Annotated in this window: 14 protein-coding genes and 1 pseudogene; 4 read left to right on the top strand and 11 right to left on the bottom strand. The window is 50.8% G+C overall.

The genetic code is table 11. The annotated features are described in order from the left end of the window. Positions 1-968: 968 nt before the first annotated feature. From ACM1PF_RS34150 to murG, 3 genes are all read right to left on the bottom strand, one after another. Positions 969-2,774 carry a sensor histidine kinase gene (locus tag ACM1PF_RS34150; protein WP_416671009.1) on the bottom strand — a complete coding sequence of 602 codons (1,806 nt, stop codon included), beginning with the start codon at positions 2,772-2,774 and terminating at the stop codon, positions 969-971. Beyond that, complete coding sequence (locus ACM1PF_RS34155; RefSeq protein ID WP_416671012.1) at positions 2,771-3,796, bottom strand: ABC transporter substrate-binding protein; 1,026 nt, start codon at positions 3,794-3,796, stop codon at positions 2,771-2,773. Before ACM1PF_RS34155 ends, ACM1PF_RS34150 begins: the two co-directional genes overlap by 4 nt. Positions 3,797-3,973: 177 nt before the next feature. Continuing rightward, the gene (gene murG / locus ACM1PF_RS34160) at positions 3,974-5,077 is read right to left on the bottom strand and encodes an undecaprenyldiphospho-muramoylpentapeptide beta-N-acetylglucosaminyltransferase (protein ID WP_416676931.1); all 1,104 of its coding nucleotides are present in this window, start codon (positions 5,075-5,077) and stop codon (positions 3,974-3,976) included. 551 nt (positions 5,078-5,628) lie between these two features. Here murG and ACM1PF_RS34165 point away from each other — a divergent pair. After that, a complete protein-coding gene (locus ACM1PF_RS34165; protein ID WP_416671015.1) occupies positions 5,629-6,465 on the top strand; it encodes a nuclear transport factor 2 family protein in 837 nt (278 codons plus the stop codon). Here ACM1PF_RS34165 and ACM1PF_RS34170 read toward each other — a convergent pair. From ACM1PF_RS34170 to hpnH, 5 genes are all read right to left on the bottom strand, one after another. After that, a complete protein-coding gene (locus ACM1PF_RS34170; protein ID WP_416671017.1) occupies positions 6,413-7,168 on the bottom strand; it encodes a cysteine hydrolase family protein in 756 nt (251 codons plus the stop codon). The genes ACM1PF_RS34165 and ACM1PF_RS34170 overlap by 53 nt on opposite strands. 59 nt (positions 7,169-7,227) lie before the next feature. Beyond that, positions 7,228-8,367, bottom strand: a complete 1,140-nt coding sequence (locus ACM1PF_RS34175; protein ID WP_416671020.1) for a glycosyltransferase — start codon at positions 8,365-8,367, stop codon at positions 7,228-7,230. 355 nt (positions 8,368-8,722) lie between these two features. Further along, complete coding sequence (locus ACM1PF_RS34180) at positions 8,723-9,544, bottom strand: calcium-binding protein (RefSeq protein WP_416671021.1); 822 nt, start codon at positions 9,542-9,544, stop codon at positions 8,723-8,725. A 459-nt stretch (positions 9,545-10,003) separates the two neighbouring features. Continuing rightward, entirely contained in the window at positions 10,004-11,251 is a 1,248-nt protein-coding gene (locus ACM1PF_RS34185; protein WP_416671022.1) for an HlyD family secretion protein, read from the bottom strand. Positions 11,252-11,475: 224 nt separating this feature from the next. Next, the gene (gene hpnH / locus ACM1PF_RS34190; protein WP_416671024.1) at positions 11,476-12,498 is read right to left on the bottom strand and encodes an adenosyl-hopene transferase HpnH; all 1,023 of its coding nucleotides are present in this window, start codon (positions 12,496-12,498) and stop codon (positions 11,476-11,478) included. 551 nt (positions 12,499-13,049) lie between these two features. On the opposite strand from hpnH, the gene ACM1PF_RS34195 reads away from it, so the two are divergent. Continuing rightward, complete coding sequence (locus tag ACM1PF_RS34195; protein WP_416671025.1) at positions 13,050-13,988, top strand: hypothetical protein; 939 nt, start codon at positions 13,050-13,052, stop codon at positions 13,986-13,988. Here ACM1PF_RS34195 and ACM1PF_RS34200 read toward each other — a convergent pair. Then, a pseudogene (locus ACM1PF_RS34200) lies at positions 13,906-15,065 on the bottom strand (cysteine desulfurase family protein). The gene ACM1PF_RS34195 and the pseudogene ACM1PF_RS34200 overlap by 83 nt on opposite strands. Positions 15,066-15,304: 239 nt before the next feature. On the opposite strand from ACM1PF_RS34200, the gene ACM1PF_RS34205 reads away from it, so the two are divergent. After that, positions 15,305-16,054: a lysophospholipid acyltransferase family protein gene (locus ACM1PF_RS34205; protein ID WP_416671027.1), complete on the top strand. Its 750-nt coding sequence runs from the start codon at positions 15,305-15,307 to the stop codon at positions 16,052-16,054. Positions 16,055-16,139: 85 nt separating this feature from the next. On the opposite strand, the gene ACM1PF_RS34210 is transcribed toward ACM1PF_RS34205, so the two are convergent. Next, positions 16,140-17,498: a glutamine synthetase family protein gene (locus ACM1PF_RS34210; RefSeq protein WP_416671029.1), complete on the bottom strand. Its 1,359-nt coding sequence runs from the start codon at positions 17,496-17,498 to the stop codon at positions 16,140-16,142. A gap of 4 nt (positions 17,499-17,502) precedes the next feature. Continuing rightward, a complete protein-coding gene (locus tag ACM1PF_RS34215) occupies positions 17,503-17,997 on the bottom strand; it encodes a hypothetical protein (protein ID WP_416671030.1) in 495 nt (164 codons plus the stop codon). A gap of 201 nt (positions 17,998-18,198) precedes the next feature. Between ACM1PF_RS34215 and ACM1PF_RS34220 the strand changes: the two genes are divergently transcribed. Beyond that, positions 18,199-18,972 carry an MBL fold metallo-hydrolase gene (locus ACM1PF_RS34220; RefSeq protein WP_416671033.1) on the top strand — a complete coding sequence of 258 codons (774 nt, stop codon included), beginning with the start codon at positions 18,199-18,201 and terminating at the stop codon, positions 18,970-18,972. The last annotated feature ends 32 nt before the right edge of the window (positions 18,973-19,004 follow it).

The following is a 19,004-nucleotide window of genomic DNA, read 5'->3' on the forward strand; positions in this document are numbered from 1 at the left end:
GACAACGATCGAAGGGAGAGAATCAAGAGCTGCAACGAAAGGGAAGGAGCTTCAAAATCCTGCTTCTTTTGACTCTACAGGGAATTTCAAAAAGCATCAGGGAAAAAACTGATTTTTTGATTGATTTCATCTGAATTTAATCAGCTTATTTAATTCTATGAACTAATGGTGAACTACGGGGATTTATTCGTTTATATCCGTAGAATAATTCCTGAAGTCACGTTGATAAAATTGATAAAATAATTTTTGCTTTTTGAAGATTTATTTGAGATTTATCAGCGATTCTGCTTCAAGGACTGAATATCCTGAAGGATGCAAATTGAATAACCTGTAATTCTTGTGGGGTAGGCAACTTGCTGCCCAGTCTAAAGAGGTAGAATGATTGCACGGGTTATTTAATTTACATTCCTAAACCAGTCCTGGTAAGGATTCATAACGGGAGCATCTCATTAATGCAAAACGAGTGATTTCTGTAGCACAGGCATCTTGCCTGCCAATGAAATATACATAGCATAAATTCAAAATTGAGATACACTCTATCAGATTAGTAAAGATTAAATTTGAAAGTTGAGATTAGTTGCTAGAATTGATCGAAATTCAGGCATCAATCTTATAGAATGTTTGAGAAGTGATCTGTCAAATATTCAGGTATTTAGATCCCCCTAGATCTCCCTTCAAAAGGGGGACTTCGATCCGGTTCTCCCCTTTTTTCAGGGGGTAGGAGGGATCTAAACTGTCCGTGTCTCAAATTGCATGAATGGGATGCGCCCAACTCATTTGCATTGGTGAGATGTGCATCGGTGAGATGCTCCCATCTATGTTCAGTATTTCGCTTTACTTTTTATAGTAGAACACTGATCCGTACTAATTGATACCAAAACTGGCTGCTCTTGTTTCTTTCTTTACAAAAGCAGCTTGAACGACTGTATTCAGTGAAATTTCAACGAAGGTGCAGCGGTAACCTAACCCTATTCTGATTTCGTACTGACCCCTGCCCCCTCCGTACCGATCCCGATCGCCCTGGAATTTGTCTGCTGCACCGGAATTTCAATCACAAACTCCGTGCCCTGCCCGATCGCCGAAATACAGTGCAGGCTTCCCTGGTGGCGATCGGTCACAATCTGGTAGCTGATGGACATGCCCATGCCCGTTCCCTTACCAACGGGTTTTGTAGTGAAAAAGGGATCAAACAATCGCTGCTGTACGGGTGCTGGCATTCCTGGGCCATTGTCAATAATATGGATGGCGATCCGATCGTCTTGAATCGGCCGGGTTTGAATGGTGATCTGGCTGGGCTGAGCTGCTATGTCCTGTTTCGATCGCTGCATATTTTGTTCATCTAATGCATCGATCGCATTACTTAGGATATTCATGAAGACCTGATTCAGTTGCCCTGCGTAGCATTCAATCTTGGGCAGTTGGGCATAGTCTTTGATAATTTGAATGGGGGGATGATCAGATTTTGCCTTCAAGCGGTTATGCAGAATCATCAGCGTACTATCCAACCCTTCGTGGATATCCACATCTTTGACTTCGGCTTCATCCAACCGCGAGAACGATCGCAACGACTGGACAATTTCCCGAATGCGATCGGCCCCCACTTTCATAGAAGCGAGCAATTTGGGTAAATCCGACTGAAGAAAGTCCAGATCAATTTCTTCTTCTTTGTCTTGAATGGTCGGGATGGGCGGAGTGCATTGCTGGTACAGGCGAAGCAGATCGAGCAAATCCTCGATGTAGTGATTGGCATGGTGTAAGTTGCCATGAATAAAATTCACGGGATTATTGATTTCGTGAGCGACCCCTGCTACCAGTTGCCCTAAGCTAGACATTTTTTCGCTTTGAACTAACTGCGTTTGGGCTTTGCGGAGTTCCTGAACGGTGGCTTCTAGCTGATTCGACTTCTGCCGCTCCCTGGCTTCACTTTCCCGCAATATCGCTTCCACCTGCCGACGTTGGGTAATTTCTGCCTGCAACTGATCGTAGGCTTCTAACTGTTTGAATACCGTATCGAAGGTTGTCGCCAGAAATCTAACTTCATTGGGCGGCAGATCTGGCGGTAAGGTAAATAGCCCCGTTCGCTTACTCTGATTGACGGCTTGATTCAGGCTGTTTAAGGGATGAAGGACTTGCTGTTGGAGTAAGCGCGCCATTAAGAGCAGCAGTAGGACGATGCCAATCACCAGGGTAATGGTAGAAGTCAAGAAGGTTTGTTCGGCATCCTGCCGTAATTGCTGGAGATCCAGAATCACGACCGCCAGACCTCGTTGACCCACCGTGCCAAACAACGTGCTTTGAAACGGCAGAATTTGAACTAATGCAGCCTCACCATTCAGCTTAATCTCCTGACTGACATCGGCTCCCCTTTCTAATGCCTGATCCATAACGGGTATCAGTTCAGGATGAACCTCAGCATAGATACGACCGTGGGGAATCTGTCCACTTTGGGCGATCGTCCTTCCGTCAGGGCTAACGATGGCAATTTCTATCACTGCGGGTAGCGTGGCATAGTTCTGAACCACTCGCCGGAGAATACTTTGCTCCTCTATCTCCAACAAGCCCTCTATCGAAAACTCCAGGGATTGGGTAATGGTTTGGGCCCGTTCTTCTGCCTGTCGTCCTAAGTCAACCTGAATCAGCCGATGGTTGATCCAGAGCGTTGAGATTCCTACTGTAGCAATGGATAGACCAAAGCCTGCCAGCAATTGTTGCCCTAAGCTCGTTTTTCGTTCAAGTCCATACCGTGTCATCCCACGGCTGCGCTTGTGCTTCATTTCGCTCGTTCCTCAAGGGCCAGGGATAACGGTTCTGCGCTGAATTCAATATCGTTACGGGGAATGCGCCCATGCCGTGGATCGGCTTCTAATAGCTGAATCAGGCTGGTGCTAGCAGTTTTGAGTCCGTCTTGCTGAAACATCTGCTGCTGCATGACAACATCACCCTTCTTCAAACCGGCATAATCACTGCCAAACGACTCACCACTTTGCCCCAACGCTTCCCCCACTGCGGCAAAAACCGTATCCGGTGTCGTATCGATCGCCTGCATCACATCCAACCAGGTGGCAACGAATGCAGCCAGTTCAGGCTTTTTGGTTTGCAAGACTTCTGAGCGAGTCATCACTCCATCAATCACCAGGCTATCTAGATCGGCTGTGGTGTGGGGAATCGAACCATCGATCGCGTCAGCCGTTTCCCCCAGCATGGGTTCCCATAACACAGCAGCATCCAGCCGTCCGGTTCGCATCATTTGGGCAGCCGTTTCGTTGGAAACATCGACAATATTGACCTCTGAGGGTGGAACCTGATGCAGCTTCAGGGCTTCTAACAAAATCAGGTGATTCACCGTGCTGAGTTTTGCCCCCACCTGCTTGCCTCGTAAGTCCGCGATCGATGCCACACCGGGTTGAGCCACAATGCCATCGGCTCCATGGGAAATGTTGCTGACGAGCATAAACACAGGTTTATCGTTGCCTGGATCGACCTGCATCGTATCCCAGAGGGAAGCAAAGGCCAAATCCAGGGAACCCCGTAATACGGCCCGGGCAGAATCCTGCTGGTTTTCAAACCGGATGAGTTCAACGTCTAACCCATGTTTCTGGAATAAATTTGCGCTCTGGGCATACAGGATAATGTCAAATCCGGGCCACGTGGTCACACCGACTTTGAGGGGCTTGAGATTAGCGGTTTGTCCGGGACTGCATCCGGGCAGCAATCCGATGGTGAGGGTGAAGGTTAAGGCTAAAGTAAACCAGCCAGCCAGGGAGACAGGTGGGCGCAACGATCGCAGCCAGCTCATTCTATTTTGCAGCTCGTACTGAATCCTTCCGAACGCGCTCAATGTTTCCTGAAACATCTCCTGAATCTCCATTGCAGCAATTTATGACCGATCGCATTTAGACCTAGCGTTCCCAGTCTTTTGCAAACTGCAACAAGGAGAAACTGCAACAAGGAAAAACCGTGATAAGGTGAGGCTTTAAATTTTGATCAGCGTTTGGATTAAATCAGCGAGTTGTTCCGCACTATCGACGATCGCCAGCTTGCCCATTGCCTCCGCCATCTGTCCCAGAACGTCCGGGGATTGCAGCAGATACAAAACTTTACTTTGCAATAGGTCGGCTGTTAATTCATTCTGCTGAAACAGAAGTGCTGCGCCTGCCTGGGCAAACGCCTTCGCATTGTAGGTTTGGTGATCTTCGGCGGCGTAGGGATAGGGAATCAAAATTGCCGGGGATTGGGTCACTGCTAATTCCGTCAGCGTGCCAGCCCCCGCCCGACTGATGACCAGATTTGCCCGTTGGAGAATGCCAGCCATATCCCCATAGAAGGGCAGGGAAAGGTATTGGGGATGGCTGAGGGACTTCGCCTCTGGATCGCTTTCCCCCGTCAAATGCACCACCCAGATTCCCGCATCAAACCAGGCAGGGGCACACTGACGAACCAGCCGATTCACTGCTACGGCTCCCTGGCTGCCTCCCACCACCACGATTAAGGGCGCACCGTCAGGAATGGGTAAATTCAGCGGTTGAGACTCTGCCAAAGCCGATCGAAATTGAGAACGGACTGGCGTTCCGACGTGAACCGTTTGGGCACGGGGCAGGTATTGGGCCGAGTCCGTAAAACCGATCGCTACTGCCCGACAAAAGGGACTCAGCCAGCGAGTGACTTTACCCGGTAGCAGATTCGATTCATGGAGGATCACAGGCAACCCCAGGGAACGGGCCGCCAGGATGGCCGGAGCTGCAATATATCCTCCCGTCGTGAATACGCCCTGAAATTGTCCCTGTCGCAAGAGTTGCCGAACTTGCAGAATTGACCCGACTAGACGACTAAAAATCTTCAGGCTTCCCAAGCCCAACCGTTGCTGAAATCCTGTCACCGCGATCGTGTGAAGTGAATAGCGATCGGGCACAAGCTGCGTTTCCAGGCGATCGGGGACTCCCAACCACTCAATGTCGTAATCCGGCAGTTGTTCAACCGTTGCCAGGGCTGGAAACAAATGTCCTCCAGTTCCGCTGGCAGCGACCAACAGCTTGGGGCGAGAAGAGGTTGATGATCCGGCGGTTGTAGCCAAGGGGATTCTCCGTAGCAAATCGCTTTCAGATTTTAAGGTTTCGCGTCTAGATTTTGCACCTTTTTGCTGCAAGTGGATCATTATTTCTGAGAATTTTGATGGGGTGCGATCGATTCCCGTAGCGCAGGTATCTTGCCTGCCTGTCAGTGATTTCTAAAGCAGGATACCCCCAACTGATATCCCAACTAAAATATCCCAAAAAGCTAATATCCCAAAAAACTGAGTCCCAGATGCTAATTTGCCCCAGAACCCAGACACAGTATTCTCATTCTTGTGTTCTAGTTTACAAGAGTTTGAAGTGTTGCAGTATGGGGCGAAACAGTCGTTACAAATTGTGAACTTCATCAAAATTTGGCTGACAATCCTCGAAAAAAGGCGCGAAAAAAGAGGCGTTAAACTGGCTGAAATTTGTTAAGCTGCAAATCACGTAATGACAGCTCTCGATTAGACAGACCTGGCCCATACCTATGCACCACCCCACCTCGATCGCCTCCTTTTCTGCTAGATCTGCGGGTTCTCTGATATCCCGAATATCTCGACCCCAACGTCAATCCTTTATGGGTCAAACCTTGCGCTGGGTTCCGTCGGTTCTGCTGGGTTTGATGGTGAGTTGGGCGGGAGGAGTTTCGGCACAAGTCGCTCCTGGTGTGCCGGGCGATCGATTGGAGATGGCTCAGTCCGCAGACGGTACAGCTCCGGCTGAAATTGTGGAAACGCTGACTCAAATTGATGCGGCGGCCAATCAAGCTGATCTGGAAACAGTTTTGCGCTTCTATAGCCCCAACTTCCGAACCTCTGACGGGTTGACCTATGAGAATCTGGAGCAAAACCTGGCAGAACTCTGGGAGCGATATCCCAACCTGACTTACCAGACGCAGCTCAATTCCTGGGAGGCAGATGGGCTGGCGATCGTGATTGAAACCACCACCACCATTACGGGGAGTCAATCCAATGCCGATCGTCCTCAGACGTTGAACTCCACCATTACCTCCCGACAGCGGTTGGAAAATTCCCTGATTGTTGAGCAAGAAATTTTGTCTGAGCAAACCCAGGTGATGATTGGCGACAGTCCGCCAGTGGTTGAAGTACTTTTGCCGGAACAGGTATCGATCGGGCAAACGTTTGAATTTGATGCAATCGTTCAGGAGCCTCTCGGCAACCGGCTGTTACTCGGAGCGGCGATCGATGAACGAGTGCAGTCAGAGGGCTATTTTGCGGCAGTGCCAATTTCGCTGGAAGTCCTGTCATCCGGGGGACTGTTCAAGCTGGGTCGTGCGCCTGCCGCTCCCGATAGCCACTGGATCTCAGCGGTTTTGATCCGGGAAGACGGCATTACTACAGTCACACAGCGGTTACGGATTGTTCGTCCGGGGGGCGCATCATTGTTGCGGTAGGGAGAGTTGGGGATTGAGGTGCGGGGGTGCCAATGGTGAGACGATCCAGGCAGGATAGTACATCATCCGTAGTGCCGACCCAACCAACAATTCCACCCTGGGCGCAGACCATTTCCAGGGTTGCTTGCTTGAAGGCGGGAAAGTAGCTTTCAGTAGCATCTTCAACGAGCAGACACTCATAGCCGCGATCGTTGGCTTCACGCATGGTGGTTTGAACGCAGACCTCAGTGGTGACTCCAGTAATCAGCAGGTGGGTGATGCCTTTTTCCTGGAGGTGCGCTTCCAGGGAGGTGTTGAAAAATGCCCCCTTGCCCGGTTTGGGAATGATGACTTCATCGGGTAATGGAGCCAGTTCAGGAATGATCTGATTTCCAGGTTCTCCCAACACCAAAATCCGTCCCATGGGGCCAGTATCACCAATTTTCAGACTGCCATGACCGCGATCGCGCTTGGAGGGCGGACAATCGGATAGGTCTGGTTGATGCCCTTCCACAGTTTGAAAGATCGGCAGTTGGTAACGACGAAAGGCCGTCAACAACCGCTGCACGTTGGGAATAATCGATCGCAACCGACCGACTTCATTACCTAAAGCATCCCCAAATCCCCCTGGTTCGATAAAGTCGCGCTGCATATCGATAATCAGGAGTGCCACTTGATGGGGGGAGGGAAGAGGGTAGGGATAGGGTTTTGCAGGAATTTCCATTTTGGGCTTCGGGAGTAGAAAGGTGGGAGTAGAAAGGTGGAAGTTGGGAATCGGGGACTTCAGGACAATGGTTTGATTAGACCATCGCCTTCAATCCGGAGCCACCGACCGCGCCAGTGAACCTTGCTGCCCAATGCGCCAAGGGCCCAGATGACGAGACTTAAACCATCTCTGAGGGGCAAAAGCCAGAGCCAGCGCAGGAGTTTAGGACAGTTCAAGAGCACCATAGACAGAATCGCTTGCATGAGCCGGACGGCGATCGTGATTAAAGTCAAAATCACAGCCCAGGGTTGAAAACCTGTGATCAGCAAGAGTGGTAAGCAAAATACCACACCATAGCAAAAGATGATTGTGTAGTAGATTGCACCTCGATTGAAACGAATGGTTCTGGCCCAGCGAAGTTCGCGCTGAAACAGTTGGCGGATGGTTTCCCGTCCCGTGTCTGATTCCAGTAAGTAGTGGGATAACTCTACCCGGTAGCCTGCCTGGGCTGTGCGTTTTCCCAGGTTATAATCAGAGCCAATTCGGTTTAACTGAAGCCCTCCGGCTGCAATCAGGGCATCCTGCCGCATGGCGATCGTCGCTCCCACGGCAAACCGTAGCCCTCCATCCATTGCCCGCGCAATTAAGGCACTGGGAATAAACTCGCAGCAGCGACCCAATGAGGCCAGGGCTGCACCCATAAATTGCGGATTGTGTCCCAGGAAGGCACAAGTCACCATGCCCACCTGAGGATCCGCTAAGGGATCCGTAACGGTGCGAATGTAGTCTGGACTGACCTGGATATCACTATCGACGAAAACAATCCACTCGTAGCGCATTTCTTCCAGCAAGTAGGTGAGGGTGCTGTCCTTATGGTTTACGCCACGCGGTTCTAACCCCACGAACAGGCGAACTCGATCGGGAAAAGTTTCAGCCAGCTGTTTGAGGGTCGGAACGGCAGGATCAGTCGGATCAACTACGCCAAACAACACTTCATAATCGGGATAATCTTGCTGGCAGAGGGCAGTCCAGTTTTCCCAGGCTCCCTCATCTAACCCACAAACCGGAACCAAAATAGAAACGCCAGGAGTCGATCGCAGATCCCCCCCTGAGGGCGATGATACAAAAAAACGCCAGGTAAAAACGGCGCAAGCGAGATAAAAAACGATCGAACCTGTGATTAGGATCAAGAAAAGAGATAGGAGCAAAAGCATCATGCATTGGCGTATGGCAATTCTCTAAAATAGCGTACCAAATGCCGATGAGCTGATTGCAAAGAATCTGGGAGCAGACTCAATGTCTAACCCCCAGATATCTTGTTTGGGTACATCCCTTCTGACTGTGCAACTGTAGGTCAACAGCACCCTTAGGATCATGAATTAAATAACCTGTAAAGCGTTTTACTTCGTTGACTGGGCAGGCAAGACTTCGGCTTGAGCTCAGTCGAAACGCTGCCCACTCCACAAGAATTCCAGATTATTCAGTTCGCATTCCTTAGCGATAAGATGCCTGCTTCACGGAATTAACAGTGTACAAGGGGGATGGCTCTTTTTTGAGTTATATTAGCGGCACTTAGATCTCAGTATCCGGCGTAAGGTCAGGGGATGGGGCACTGAAGCCAACCTGTCCCACATTTGCTCTCCGCACTCTGGCATCAACAATTACTGCCACAAGATTTCCCTGAAGGGTCACAAAGGTATCCGCTACGGTTCGTGCCCCCCGGTTAGCAAAGTTGCCGTCTTCAAACGTATAATCTCTACGACGATTGAGCAAGTTAAGCTCATCTTCCCCTACTTTGAAGTCCCAAATAATCGAAAAGGCCTGATCGCCGGTTGTGGAGCCAGGTCTGGCCGCAGGAGTCCGGGCACGTCGTCCCCCACTGTAGTTTGTAAACAGGTTAAAGGTGTTGGTGCCAGCCCCCCCGTACATTTCATCCCGCTCAAGCAAACGCCCACTCCGTCGGACTTCATGGGAGTTGATAACGTCATCGCCTTCGCCACCAGACAGGAAATCTGAACCCAATCCACCAATCAAGGTATCGTTTCCAGCATCCCCAAGGAGGATATCATCGCCTGCTCCCCCATCCAGGTAATCATCCCCAGCTTCTCCCTGTAACACATCGTTGCCACCATCCCCATAGAGCACATCGTTGCCGAGTCCGCCCAGAATGGAATCATTTCCTTCCCCACCAAACACGGTATCATTCCCGTTCCCACCGTTGATCGTGTCGTTGCCGTCCCCAGCTTCGACATAGTCATTACCAGCACCAGCATCAATCAGGTTGTTGCCAAACTCAACATAGATATAATCTGCACCTGCATCTGCCAGGATGATGTCATCTCCTGCAGTACCCAACAAAGTATCTGCTCCAGACGTACCCAAAATGGTTGCCATATGAACATTTCTCCTTATTGCTAAATAATTTGTTTTACGAAGAGATGCAAACCGCAAACAGCCTAAATTAGGCTTCAGCCGTGGTGAATCACTGAAACTGCGCTCACCCTATTTGGGAGAGCATCCGAGAGCAGAAATTTAGAGTGCGTCGAGGCGATTACACTTCAGTATTTCTTGGGTGTAACAGCAAACCCTGCATCGAATTTGGTTTGTGCTTTCGGTAGAAAACTCAACGAACGATCGCAACCGTAACAGTGATTACATTCACTGCTTCTGGGACTGAAAGATAAATCCGGGAAGATTTGAAAAATTCTAAAAAATACTCAAAATTGAGGCTGAAGCGGATTATTAGAAGATGATCAAGCCCTAACTGGACAATTCGGATTTCAAATTCTACAACCGCGAAATTGCGGTTGTTTATGTAGCGACAAGCTGAGAGTAAGAAGGAGTGGCGAGGTATTACTGGCGGTTAGGATTGAGTACGATAGTGCCCTCAATGGATTGACCAGGCATGACAAACACGTTGGGATTGTAAATATGCAGCTTAATTCCAGTGGCGGGTTGGGTGCGATCGCCTATATTAGCGACTTGAGACTGGGCAAGATCCAGCGGATTCACGGCCACAACTTGACCTTGCAGGGGATGATTGGGGTGCAGATCCAGAAAAACCTTGACGTGCTGCCCGGCTTGGAGTTGATCGATTGCCCCTTGCAGACCGGTTCCTTCCAGATCAACCCGGTCTAGCCTCACTGCGATCGATACAAGTTGCTGTCCGGGCTGAACGGTGGCTCCTGGCTCCACGAAATGATGGCTGACCACGCCATCCACCGGACTAACAACCGTCAAAGCCGATCGTTGGGCTTCCAGGTCATGCTGTTGTACCCGCAATTGGAACGCTCGCTCCTTGGCATCTGACAATCTGGCAAGCACCTCAACCCATTGGTTTCGCAGGCGATCGAGTTCCGGACTACTAATGTAGGGGCTTAGACTGCTACTGAGCGCACGTACCCAACTGCCTTGGGCTAACCGCAATTGTTGTTCCAGACCACGTACCTGTGCCTCCAATTGCGTAAGCCGTCGTTGCTGGTTTTGATAAAACTGCGAGTTGGCATAGTCGGGATTGCTAGTGTTGGCGACCGCTGTTCTTGCCCGCTCCAAATCGGCTCTCGCTGTGGCCAGTTGGGCTTCAACGCTCACAATCTCTCGATCGGCATTTCTGACCTGCTCATCCACGACCCGATCTTCTGGATACAGTGCCAGATAGGCATCCCAGAGATCTTTTCTCAAGGCTTCTCGCTCTGCCTCAACCTGATGTTCTTGTTGCACCGCTGTCGCTAGTTGAGCCTGGACGGTATTCAACTGAGCCATCAGTTGCGCATCATCCAGTTGGGCGATCGCCTGCCCACGTCGGACGGCTTCACCCGGTTGGGCAATCATCCACTGGATTTGACCCGATGCCGAAGCGACTACGGCGCGTTCAACCCCCTGAACCTGGGCACTAAATCGGACGGTAGCCGCTGGCAGTTGCTGCGTTGCTGGAGGTGGGATTTCTTCTAAATCGGAACGGGCAATATAATAAGCGGATACGACAGCACCAGCGGTGAGCGTTCCCAGGAGCAATACAATACTCCAGGGAAAGGCATGGCGATCGCGGGAGGCGACCTGCGGGGAGGCAGGGCCAGTAGGAGGGGAAGTGATCGATTTCATCAGTCTGCTCCTGAACCTGTGGAGGCTGGATTGTTACTGCAATTGACAATAGAAGCGGTCAAGTCACATCAGGTTCTCTACTTTGAGTCTAGAGCAAATGCCAGGAAAGATTTGTGAGGCTTCGTTAAAGCCCTGTTAACTGGACATTAGATGCAGCAGAAACCAACCCAGCCTGATTTGAGGTCTGAACAGAGGTTGTGGATAGAGGAAGTTCCCAGAGCCAGTTATGTCCCCATTCCCAGCAAAGCCCCGATCGATCGTCCGATATTGGTCGGTTCCATCGCATCCAGGGCTGCCGTCGGTTCATAGCCACAGTGCACCATACAGTCCGCACACTTAGGATTGCCGCTCTTAGAGCCGTACTGTTCCCAATCCGTTAGTTCCAGCAACTCCTGAAAGGTTGCGTAATGGCCTTCATTCAGCAGATAGCAGGGTTTTTGCCAACCCAGAACGCTGTAGCTGGGGCTGCCCCAGGGAGTACATTCGTAGTCCTTCTCGCCAAGCAAAAAATCGAGAAACAGGGGACTGTGATTAAAGTTCCAGGCTTTCTTACCCGTTTTGTAGGGTAAAAGGATCTCACGGAAGAGGGCACGAGTCTGCTCTCGCTTCAGAAAATGGTCTTGATCTGGAGCCCACTCGTAGCTGTAGCCCGGAGAAATCATCATGCCATCCACTCCCAGTTCAGTCAGAAAATCAAAGAATTTCTGCATTTCCTGAGGATTGGCCCCGGCAAAGATGGTGGTATTTGTGGTGACCCGGAACCCTTTCGCCTTGGCGGCCTGAATTGCTTTAACCGCAGTATCAAATACGCCCTTGCGATCGACGCATTGATCGTGCAAGTCTCGCAGTCCATCTAAATGAACGCTGAAGGAAAAGTAGGGGGATGGCTGGAACTTGTCCAAGCTTTTCTCCAGGAGTAAACCGTTGGTGCAAAGGTAGACAAACTTTTTGCGATCGACCAGTCCTCGCACAATCTCATCGATCTGAGGATGCAGGAGCGGTTCTCCTCCTGGAATTGAAACAACCGGCGCGCCACATTCTTCCACCGCTGCAAAACACTGTTCTGGAGATAGATTTTGCCGCAAAATTTCTGTGGGATGCTGAATCTTACCACAGCCACTACAGGCTAAATTACACCGAAACAAAGGCTCCAGCATCAGCACCAGGGGAAACCGTTTGCGTCCTTTGATGCGTTGCGAAACGAGATACTTTCCAACTTCGAGAGCTTGCAACCAATGAATTGACATACGTGATCCGTCCACTCCTCTTTTTAAATAGCTAATCTGATCATTCGATCGGAATTGCAGTATCCAAATTGAACTCTAAACCCCTTCAGAAATTCTCAGATAGCAGCTACCAGGGTCGGCAAATGCAGAAGCATCGCGTGCTTTCGCCTGATATTGACCACTATACCGAGACAACCTGCTGCTGACTACTGAAACGAAGATAATCTATCCATTAGGGTGAGGTTTGTCTGCTGTCCCACCCCAGTCAGAAAACCCGGTGAACTGCAATTTTTGCAACTGCAATTTTTGCAACTGCAATTTTTGTCACTCGTCCGGCTCCCGCTGATAGAAATAATCAATGCATTGCATAGATTGTTCGTAATTTGTCCGATCTCTGCTGCTCTGGGGAGGGTAATGAACTGTTTTACCTTAATCAAAGCTTATTAAACCTTTCCTGAACGGATGGGGAACGGTTGAATGATGGAATAATCCTGCACCTTCTTTGCACAATTGATATTTCCACATCCTTGCTCCTTCACCAAAGTTAAACCCCTCCGGAGGATAGGTTAACCATGTTCAACCTAACGTCATTTACTCAAGCTGATATGTATCGCTGTGCGATCGCGGTGCGTAATATGGATGCAGACTCCAGCAGCATGGAAGAAACGGCGAATCGTATTGTTCGTTACCTGTACGAGAATTTGATTGATGCCAAAACTGGGCGACCGTCCTGTACCCTGGTTCGATTTTTCAAAACGCATCCCTATGGCGAACTGACAGCAGACTTGCAGGAGGCAGCCCAAGCCATTCTCAAAGGACGTTCTGTTTTACGAGCGACCAAATGTCTGACCCTACTGGCAACCGCTGGAGATGAGCCATATTGGAATGTGAGACAGGAATCAAAGGGACATCAGGCGATTCCGTTGATGGATGAAGACTTCGTTTATCGCGCGCCCATGATTCTGCAACTGATTCAACAGTTTGGCTTAGAGGTCAGCTCAGTCATTGATCCATCTCCGACGCTGATTGAAGATACCGCACGGATGAACTTTAATGTGTTCTATGTCCCTAAAGCATTAGACAGTCCCTATATTCCAGCCCAAAAGGAATTTGTCGTGCCTTACAAAGTGCAATCCGTTTTAGGCTTTGGTGGTATGCTACCTTCAGGAAATCTATTTGCCATTATTTTGTTCAGTAAGACAGAAATTCCGCCAGAAACAGCCAGTTTATTTAAGTGGGTTTCTGCCTATATTCGGATTGCTGCCGCTAAGTTCGATCGCGGCCAGTTTTTGCCCCCCAGGGTATCCCCCGGCTTGCCCCCCCAGCCATTCCCCAGTTCGTTCCCCAGCTTGCTGTCACTCAGCCATCATAGCCGCAGCCCATTCAGCCAACAAAGCAGAATGCTTGACAGGTTATTTCTTCACAATTCTAAGCTGATCCTCCCCGCCGGAGGGCTTGAATCGTATCGATCGCCTGTGCTGCCACTTGCTCGATCTGGGTTGCTGTATTGAAACGACCGATGCCAAATCGAAGGGAGGCGTAGGCGAGTTCTGGCGATCGGCCCAGAGCTTGCAGAACATGGGACGGGGCAATCTTGGCAGAGGTGCAGGCTGAACCCGAAGACACGGCAACAAATGGCTGAAGGCCCAGGATAAGCGCCTGACCATCAACCCCTTCGACGCTGATGTTGAGATTCCCTGCTAGCCGTTGCGTGGGATGCCCGTTTAAGTGAATACCGTCCAGGGCTTGCAGCAACTGCCATAGTCGATCGCGCAGGTGTTGGATGCGTTGAGATTCCACCGCCATGTTGGCAATTCCCAGTACCACGGCTGCGGCAAACCCAACAATCTGGGGGGGATACAACGTCCCCGATCGCATTCCTCGCTCATGCCCTCCCCCATGCAACTGGGCGGATAGTTTGACTCTGGGATCCCGTCGTCGGACATAGAGGGCCCCGATACCTTTGGCCCATAGACTTTATGCGCCGTCAGGGACATCAAATCAATCTGCATAGACTGCACATCCAGGGGGATTTTGCCGATCGCCTGGGCCGCATCGGTGTGAAGTAAAACCTGATGACGATGACAGAGAGCCCCAATTTCCGCCAGGGGTTGCAGTACGCCAATTTCATTATTCGCCGCCATGACCGACACCAGCACCGTATCTGGACGAATCGCCTTTTCCAATTGCGCCAGATCCACTAACCCATTGGGCTGTACGGGGAGGACTGTCACCTCAAACCCCAGAGATTGCAGGTAGCGACAGGGATCAAGAACGGCATTGTGTTCTGTGGCCACGGTTACAAAATGTCGTCCCTTCGCAAAGTAGGATTCCGCTACGCCTTTGATGGCCAGATTATTCGCCTCCGTTGCACCACTGGTAAACACAATCTCTTCAGGAATGGCACCGATCGCTCCCGCAATTTTTTCCCGTGCTTGCTGAACGGCGGCCTCCGCTTCCCAGCCGTACAGGTGTGTGACACTTGCTGGATTGCCAAACTGCTGGGTGAAATAGGGCAACATTGCCTGTAGAACGCGATCGTCTACGGGGGTGGTGGCGTGGCAGTCAAGATAAATCGGGCGAGTCATGGATGGCAGGTAATTCAGCAGATAATCCAGCAAATAATCCAGCAATCAAAAAGATTTCAGGGATGCAGCGATGCTTGATACTACACGCCTTGCCCTCATCCCTCCCCTTCAGTATAGATAGCCTGGTATAGACAGCGACAGAACTGTCCTTCTGATAGAAGAGAGCTAAGATAGCAGCAATTAAGGTATAGGTACGGAAACATTTTGACAACCTCCATCCGCACACAAATCTGGTTTCTATGGTTCTGCTCCGACTCCATAACTTCACTCAACCGACCGTGTCCTCTCCTACTTCCTCCGCTGTTCAGTCTCGCTTTTCACCCTGGTTAACTCCCATCGTTTATTTCTTAGGCTGTTGGTTTGTGCTACCCGCCTATTTTCGGATGCGTATTACCGGGCAAGAGAACATTCCTGAGGATGGGCCGGTTATCCTGGCTCCAACGCATCGATCGCGGTGGGATGCCCTGCTGGTTCCTTACGCTGCCGGCCGGTTTGCCACAGGACGAGACATACATTTTATGGTGACCTCAGATGAGGTGAAAGGGTTCCAGGGCTGGCTGATTCGTCGCTTGGGTGGGTTTCCCGTCAATCCCCGTAATCCTGGCATTGGCAGTCTGCGGCATGGGGTGGAAGTGTTGCAAAACCGGGAGATGATGGTGATTTTCCCAGAGGGTGGCATTTTCCGAGATAAGGAACTGCATCCCCTGAAGCCAGGTCTGGCCAGGTTGGCGATTCAGGCAGGAGCAAGTCAGCCCGATCTAAACGTCAAAATTGTGCCGGTTAACCTTGACTACAATCCGCCGATTCCCAAATGGGGATGCAAGGTAAATGTTTCTATCGGAAAACCGATCGAGGTTTCAAAGTATTTGCAAGGGAACGTGAAGCAGAACGCTCAAGCCCTGACGGATGAAATGCGATCGGGACTGACTCAACTCATCGAGCAAAACCAGATTGCTGAATCTGGTGAATTAGCGGAATCGAATTGCTAGTCACGGATAATACGACCCGTAGAGCAGGCTTTCAGCTTGCTTAAAAATACTGTACCGAGGTCTACTAGCAAAGCCGATCGAATGGTCAGTATCGCTCAACCAATAATCGCGCTTCCGCCTCCAGGGTAAATTCCTTCAGGTGATTCCATTCTGCTCGGCGGACGGCAAGAAAGGCTTGAGCCAGTTCAGAGCCTAAGGTATCCAGCAGCAGGCGATCGTGGGCTAAATGATCGATCGCTTCATCCAGGTGTTCCGGCAAGCGATCAATCCCCTGCTGCAATCGATCGGCTTCAGGCATGTATCCCGGATCAATCGATACGGGTTCTCCCAGGGTTAATCCCTGGCGTATTCCATTCAACCCAGCCGCGATAGCGCTCCCCAAAGCCAGATAGGGATTAGCAGTCGCATCGATCGTTTTAAGTTCAATGTGCGTGGGGCTGGGAGCCGTGGGATTGCTGGGAATCCGCACCGCCGCTTCACGGTTATCCTTTCCCCAACAGCGAAAGGCTCCACTCCAGAAATGAGGCTTTAACCGCCGGTAGGAATTGACACTGGGGGTGGTAATCGCCATCAGGGCCGGCAGATGCCAGAGGAGCCCCGCCACAAAGGGCTGGGCGATCGGGGATAACTCTCCAGGCTGGGAGTCGTCTGGAATTAAATTTTTTCCCTCACGCCACAGGCTCAAGTGGAGATGGCAACCACTGCCTGCCTGGTCTGCAAATAGCTTTGGCAAAAAAGAGGCGCGTAGGTGGTGCCGCAGGGCTACGCCTCGCACCGTTTCCCGAAAAACAATCTGGCGATCGGCGGCTCCCAGAGCATTGGTGTAGCGAATGGCGATTTCATGCTGCCCCGTTCCCGATTCTGGATAGTACCGCTCAACTGGAATCCCCTGCGCCATCAGAGCTTCGGTGATGTCATGAATCACGGTCTGATTTTGATCCATGCCCAGGGTTGAGGCAAAGGCCGTCTGATCGGCTGGAGCCATTTCCTGATCCGATCGCAGCAGGTAAAACTCATTCTCAAACGCGGCCATGACTTGTAGCCCTTCTGTCTCCGCTGCGGCAATCATTCGCTGCAAAAAACCGCGCGGACATAGGCTCCAGGGATGCCCCTGACTGATCATATTACCCATGACGCGAGCATGACCGGGAGCATAGGGCAAAGGCTGAAACGTAGACCAATCGGGAGCTAACCAGACCTCTCCCACCGGAGTCAACCCGCTTTCCGGCACCACCGCATCATACATGACTGGAATGGCCTGCTGCGCCTGGGAAATGCTCACCCCGTGAATCTGATGCTCCTCTAGAAAATCGGTATGGAAGGCTTTCCCGCGAATCATGTTGGCGTTGTCGCACCATAGCACCCGCACAAAGCGAATTTTCTGGTCTTTGATTTGATGCTTTACACGGGAGAGAAACTCGTTGGTTTGAGGGGCAGAATTCATGGTGCTAGTGGTTCAGCTTTTCCCAAAATTGTTGCATGATTCGGCTGGGGGAAGGATCGGATTGGGAACGATCTGAGGCGGTTTCAGTATCGGCTGCTCCAGAGGCAGGTTCATCCAGAATAATTTGTACTCCGACTCCATCCGCCCCAGAATTTGTTCCGGAATTTGTCTCAGAATCTACCCCATTTGTTCCAATGCCAGAAAACGGATCAGGGGAAACCGAGGAACCTGACCCATCGGTAGATGGATGATCGGGTTCCGGCAATGGAGGGCGAGTCCCATTTTCCTGGGAATTGGCTTCAGGAACCTCTGGAGTGATGGCTTCAGAAGACCCAGGCAGGGCAGGCACGATCGCCGGTCGTTGAGGAGTCAGGGTCATCCAGTCAAACGATCGCTGCACAATCACCGAAACGGTTGCAGTCAGGGCGATGGACAATAGCCCCAGGCAGCCGCGCCCCAGGAAGTGACCTAATCCAGATTTAGAAGAATTGTGTGTCATAGCCAACTACGTAAAACCAACAGAACCGATCGAATTAATGCTTTATGATACGACTCGGTTTCCAGGTTGGACGCTGGCTCGTGCCATTTTGGATTTTGGATTTTGGATTTTAGATTCTGGATTTTGGTTGAGGGCGAATTGGGCAGAGGTTCATTCGTAACATTTTGTTAAAATCTGATCAGGAGATTTTCAGGTTTTGGAATGCATTTAACGTGGCTGGATAATAATGCCTGGCTGATTGAAATGGGGGGACAGCGGATTTTGCTGGATCCCTGGTTAGTAGGAGCCCTCGTCTTTGGCAATATGCCCTGGTTGGTGAAGGGAGTCTCGCTTCAGCCGCGATCGATTCCTGAAAACATTGATCTGATTCTGCTGTCCCAGGGATTGGAAGATCACGCCCATCCTGAAACCCTACAACAACTCGATCGTCAGATTCCTGTGGTGGCTTCCTCTAACGCTGCTAAGGTGGTGGAGAAACTGGGGTTCAGGCACATCACTCCCCTACCCCACGGCGCAGAGCAGACAATCGCCGATCGCCTTACGATTCAGGCGGTTCCGGGGGCTGTGGTTGGCCCATTTCTGACGGAAAACGGCTACTTGATCACCGATCGCTCAGAAAATATCAGACTTTACTACGAACCCCATGGCTTTCACTCAGAGACGCTGCAAAACCTGGGGCCGGTGGATGTGGTGATCGCGCCTATCGTGGCCTCAAAACTGCCTGTGGTAGGAGCGATCGTGCAGGGGGCAGAATCCGCTCTGCGGGCTGTGGAGTTGCTTCAGCCGCGCTTCATTCTACCAACGGCGAATGGTAGTCAGGTAAAATTTGAAGGATTGATTGGGCCGTTGATTACGGAAGAAGGGAGTGTGGAGGAATTCCGGAGGTTGCTGGTGCAAAAGCAGTATGCAACGCAGGTAATTGCCCCAAATCCTGGAGAACGATTTGAAGTGGAGCGATCGGCAATTGACCGTTAAACTAAGAAGTATTCCTTCAGAGGGATTACATG

The organism is Egbenema bharatensis FJBBOT/2019, assembly GCF_048077055.1.
Classification (GTDB): domain Bacteria; phylum Cyanobacteriota; class Cyanobacteriia; order Elainellales; family Elainellaceae; genus Egbenema; species Egbenema bharatensis.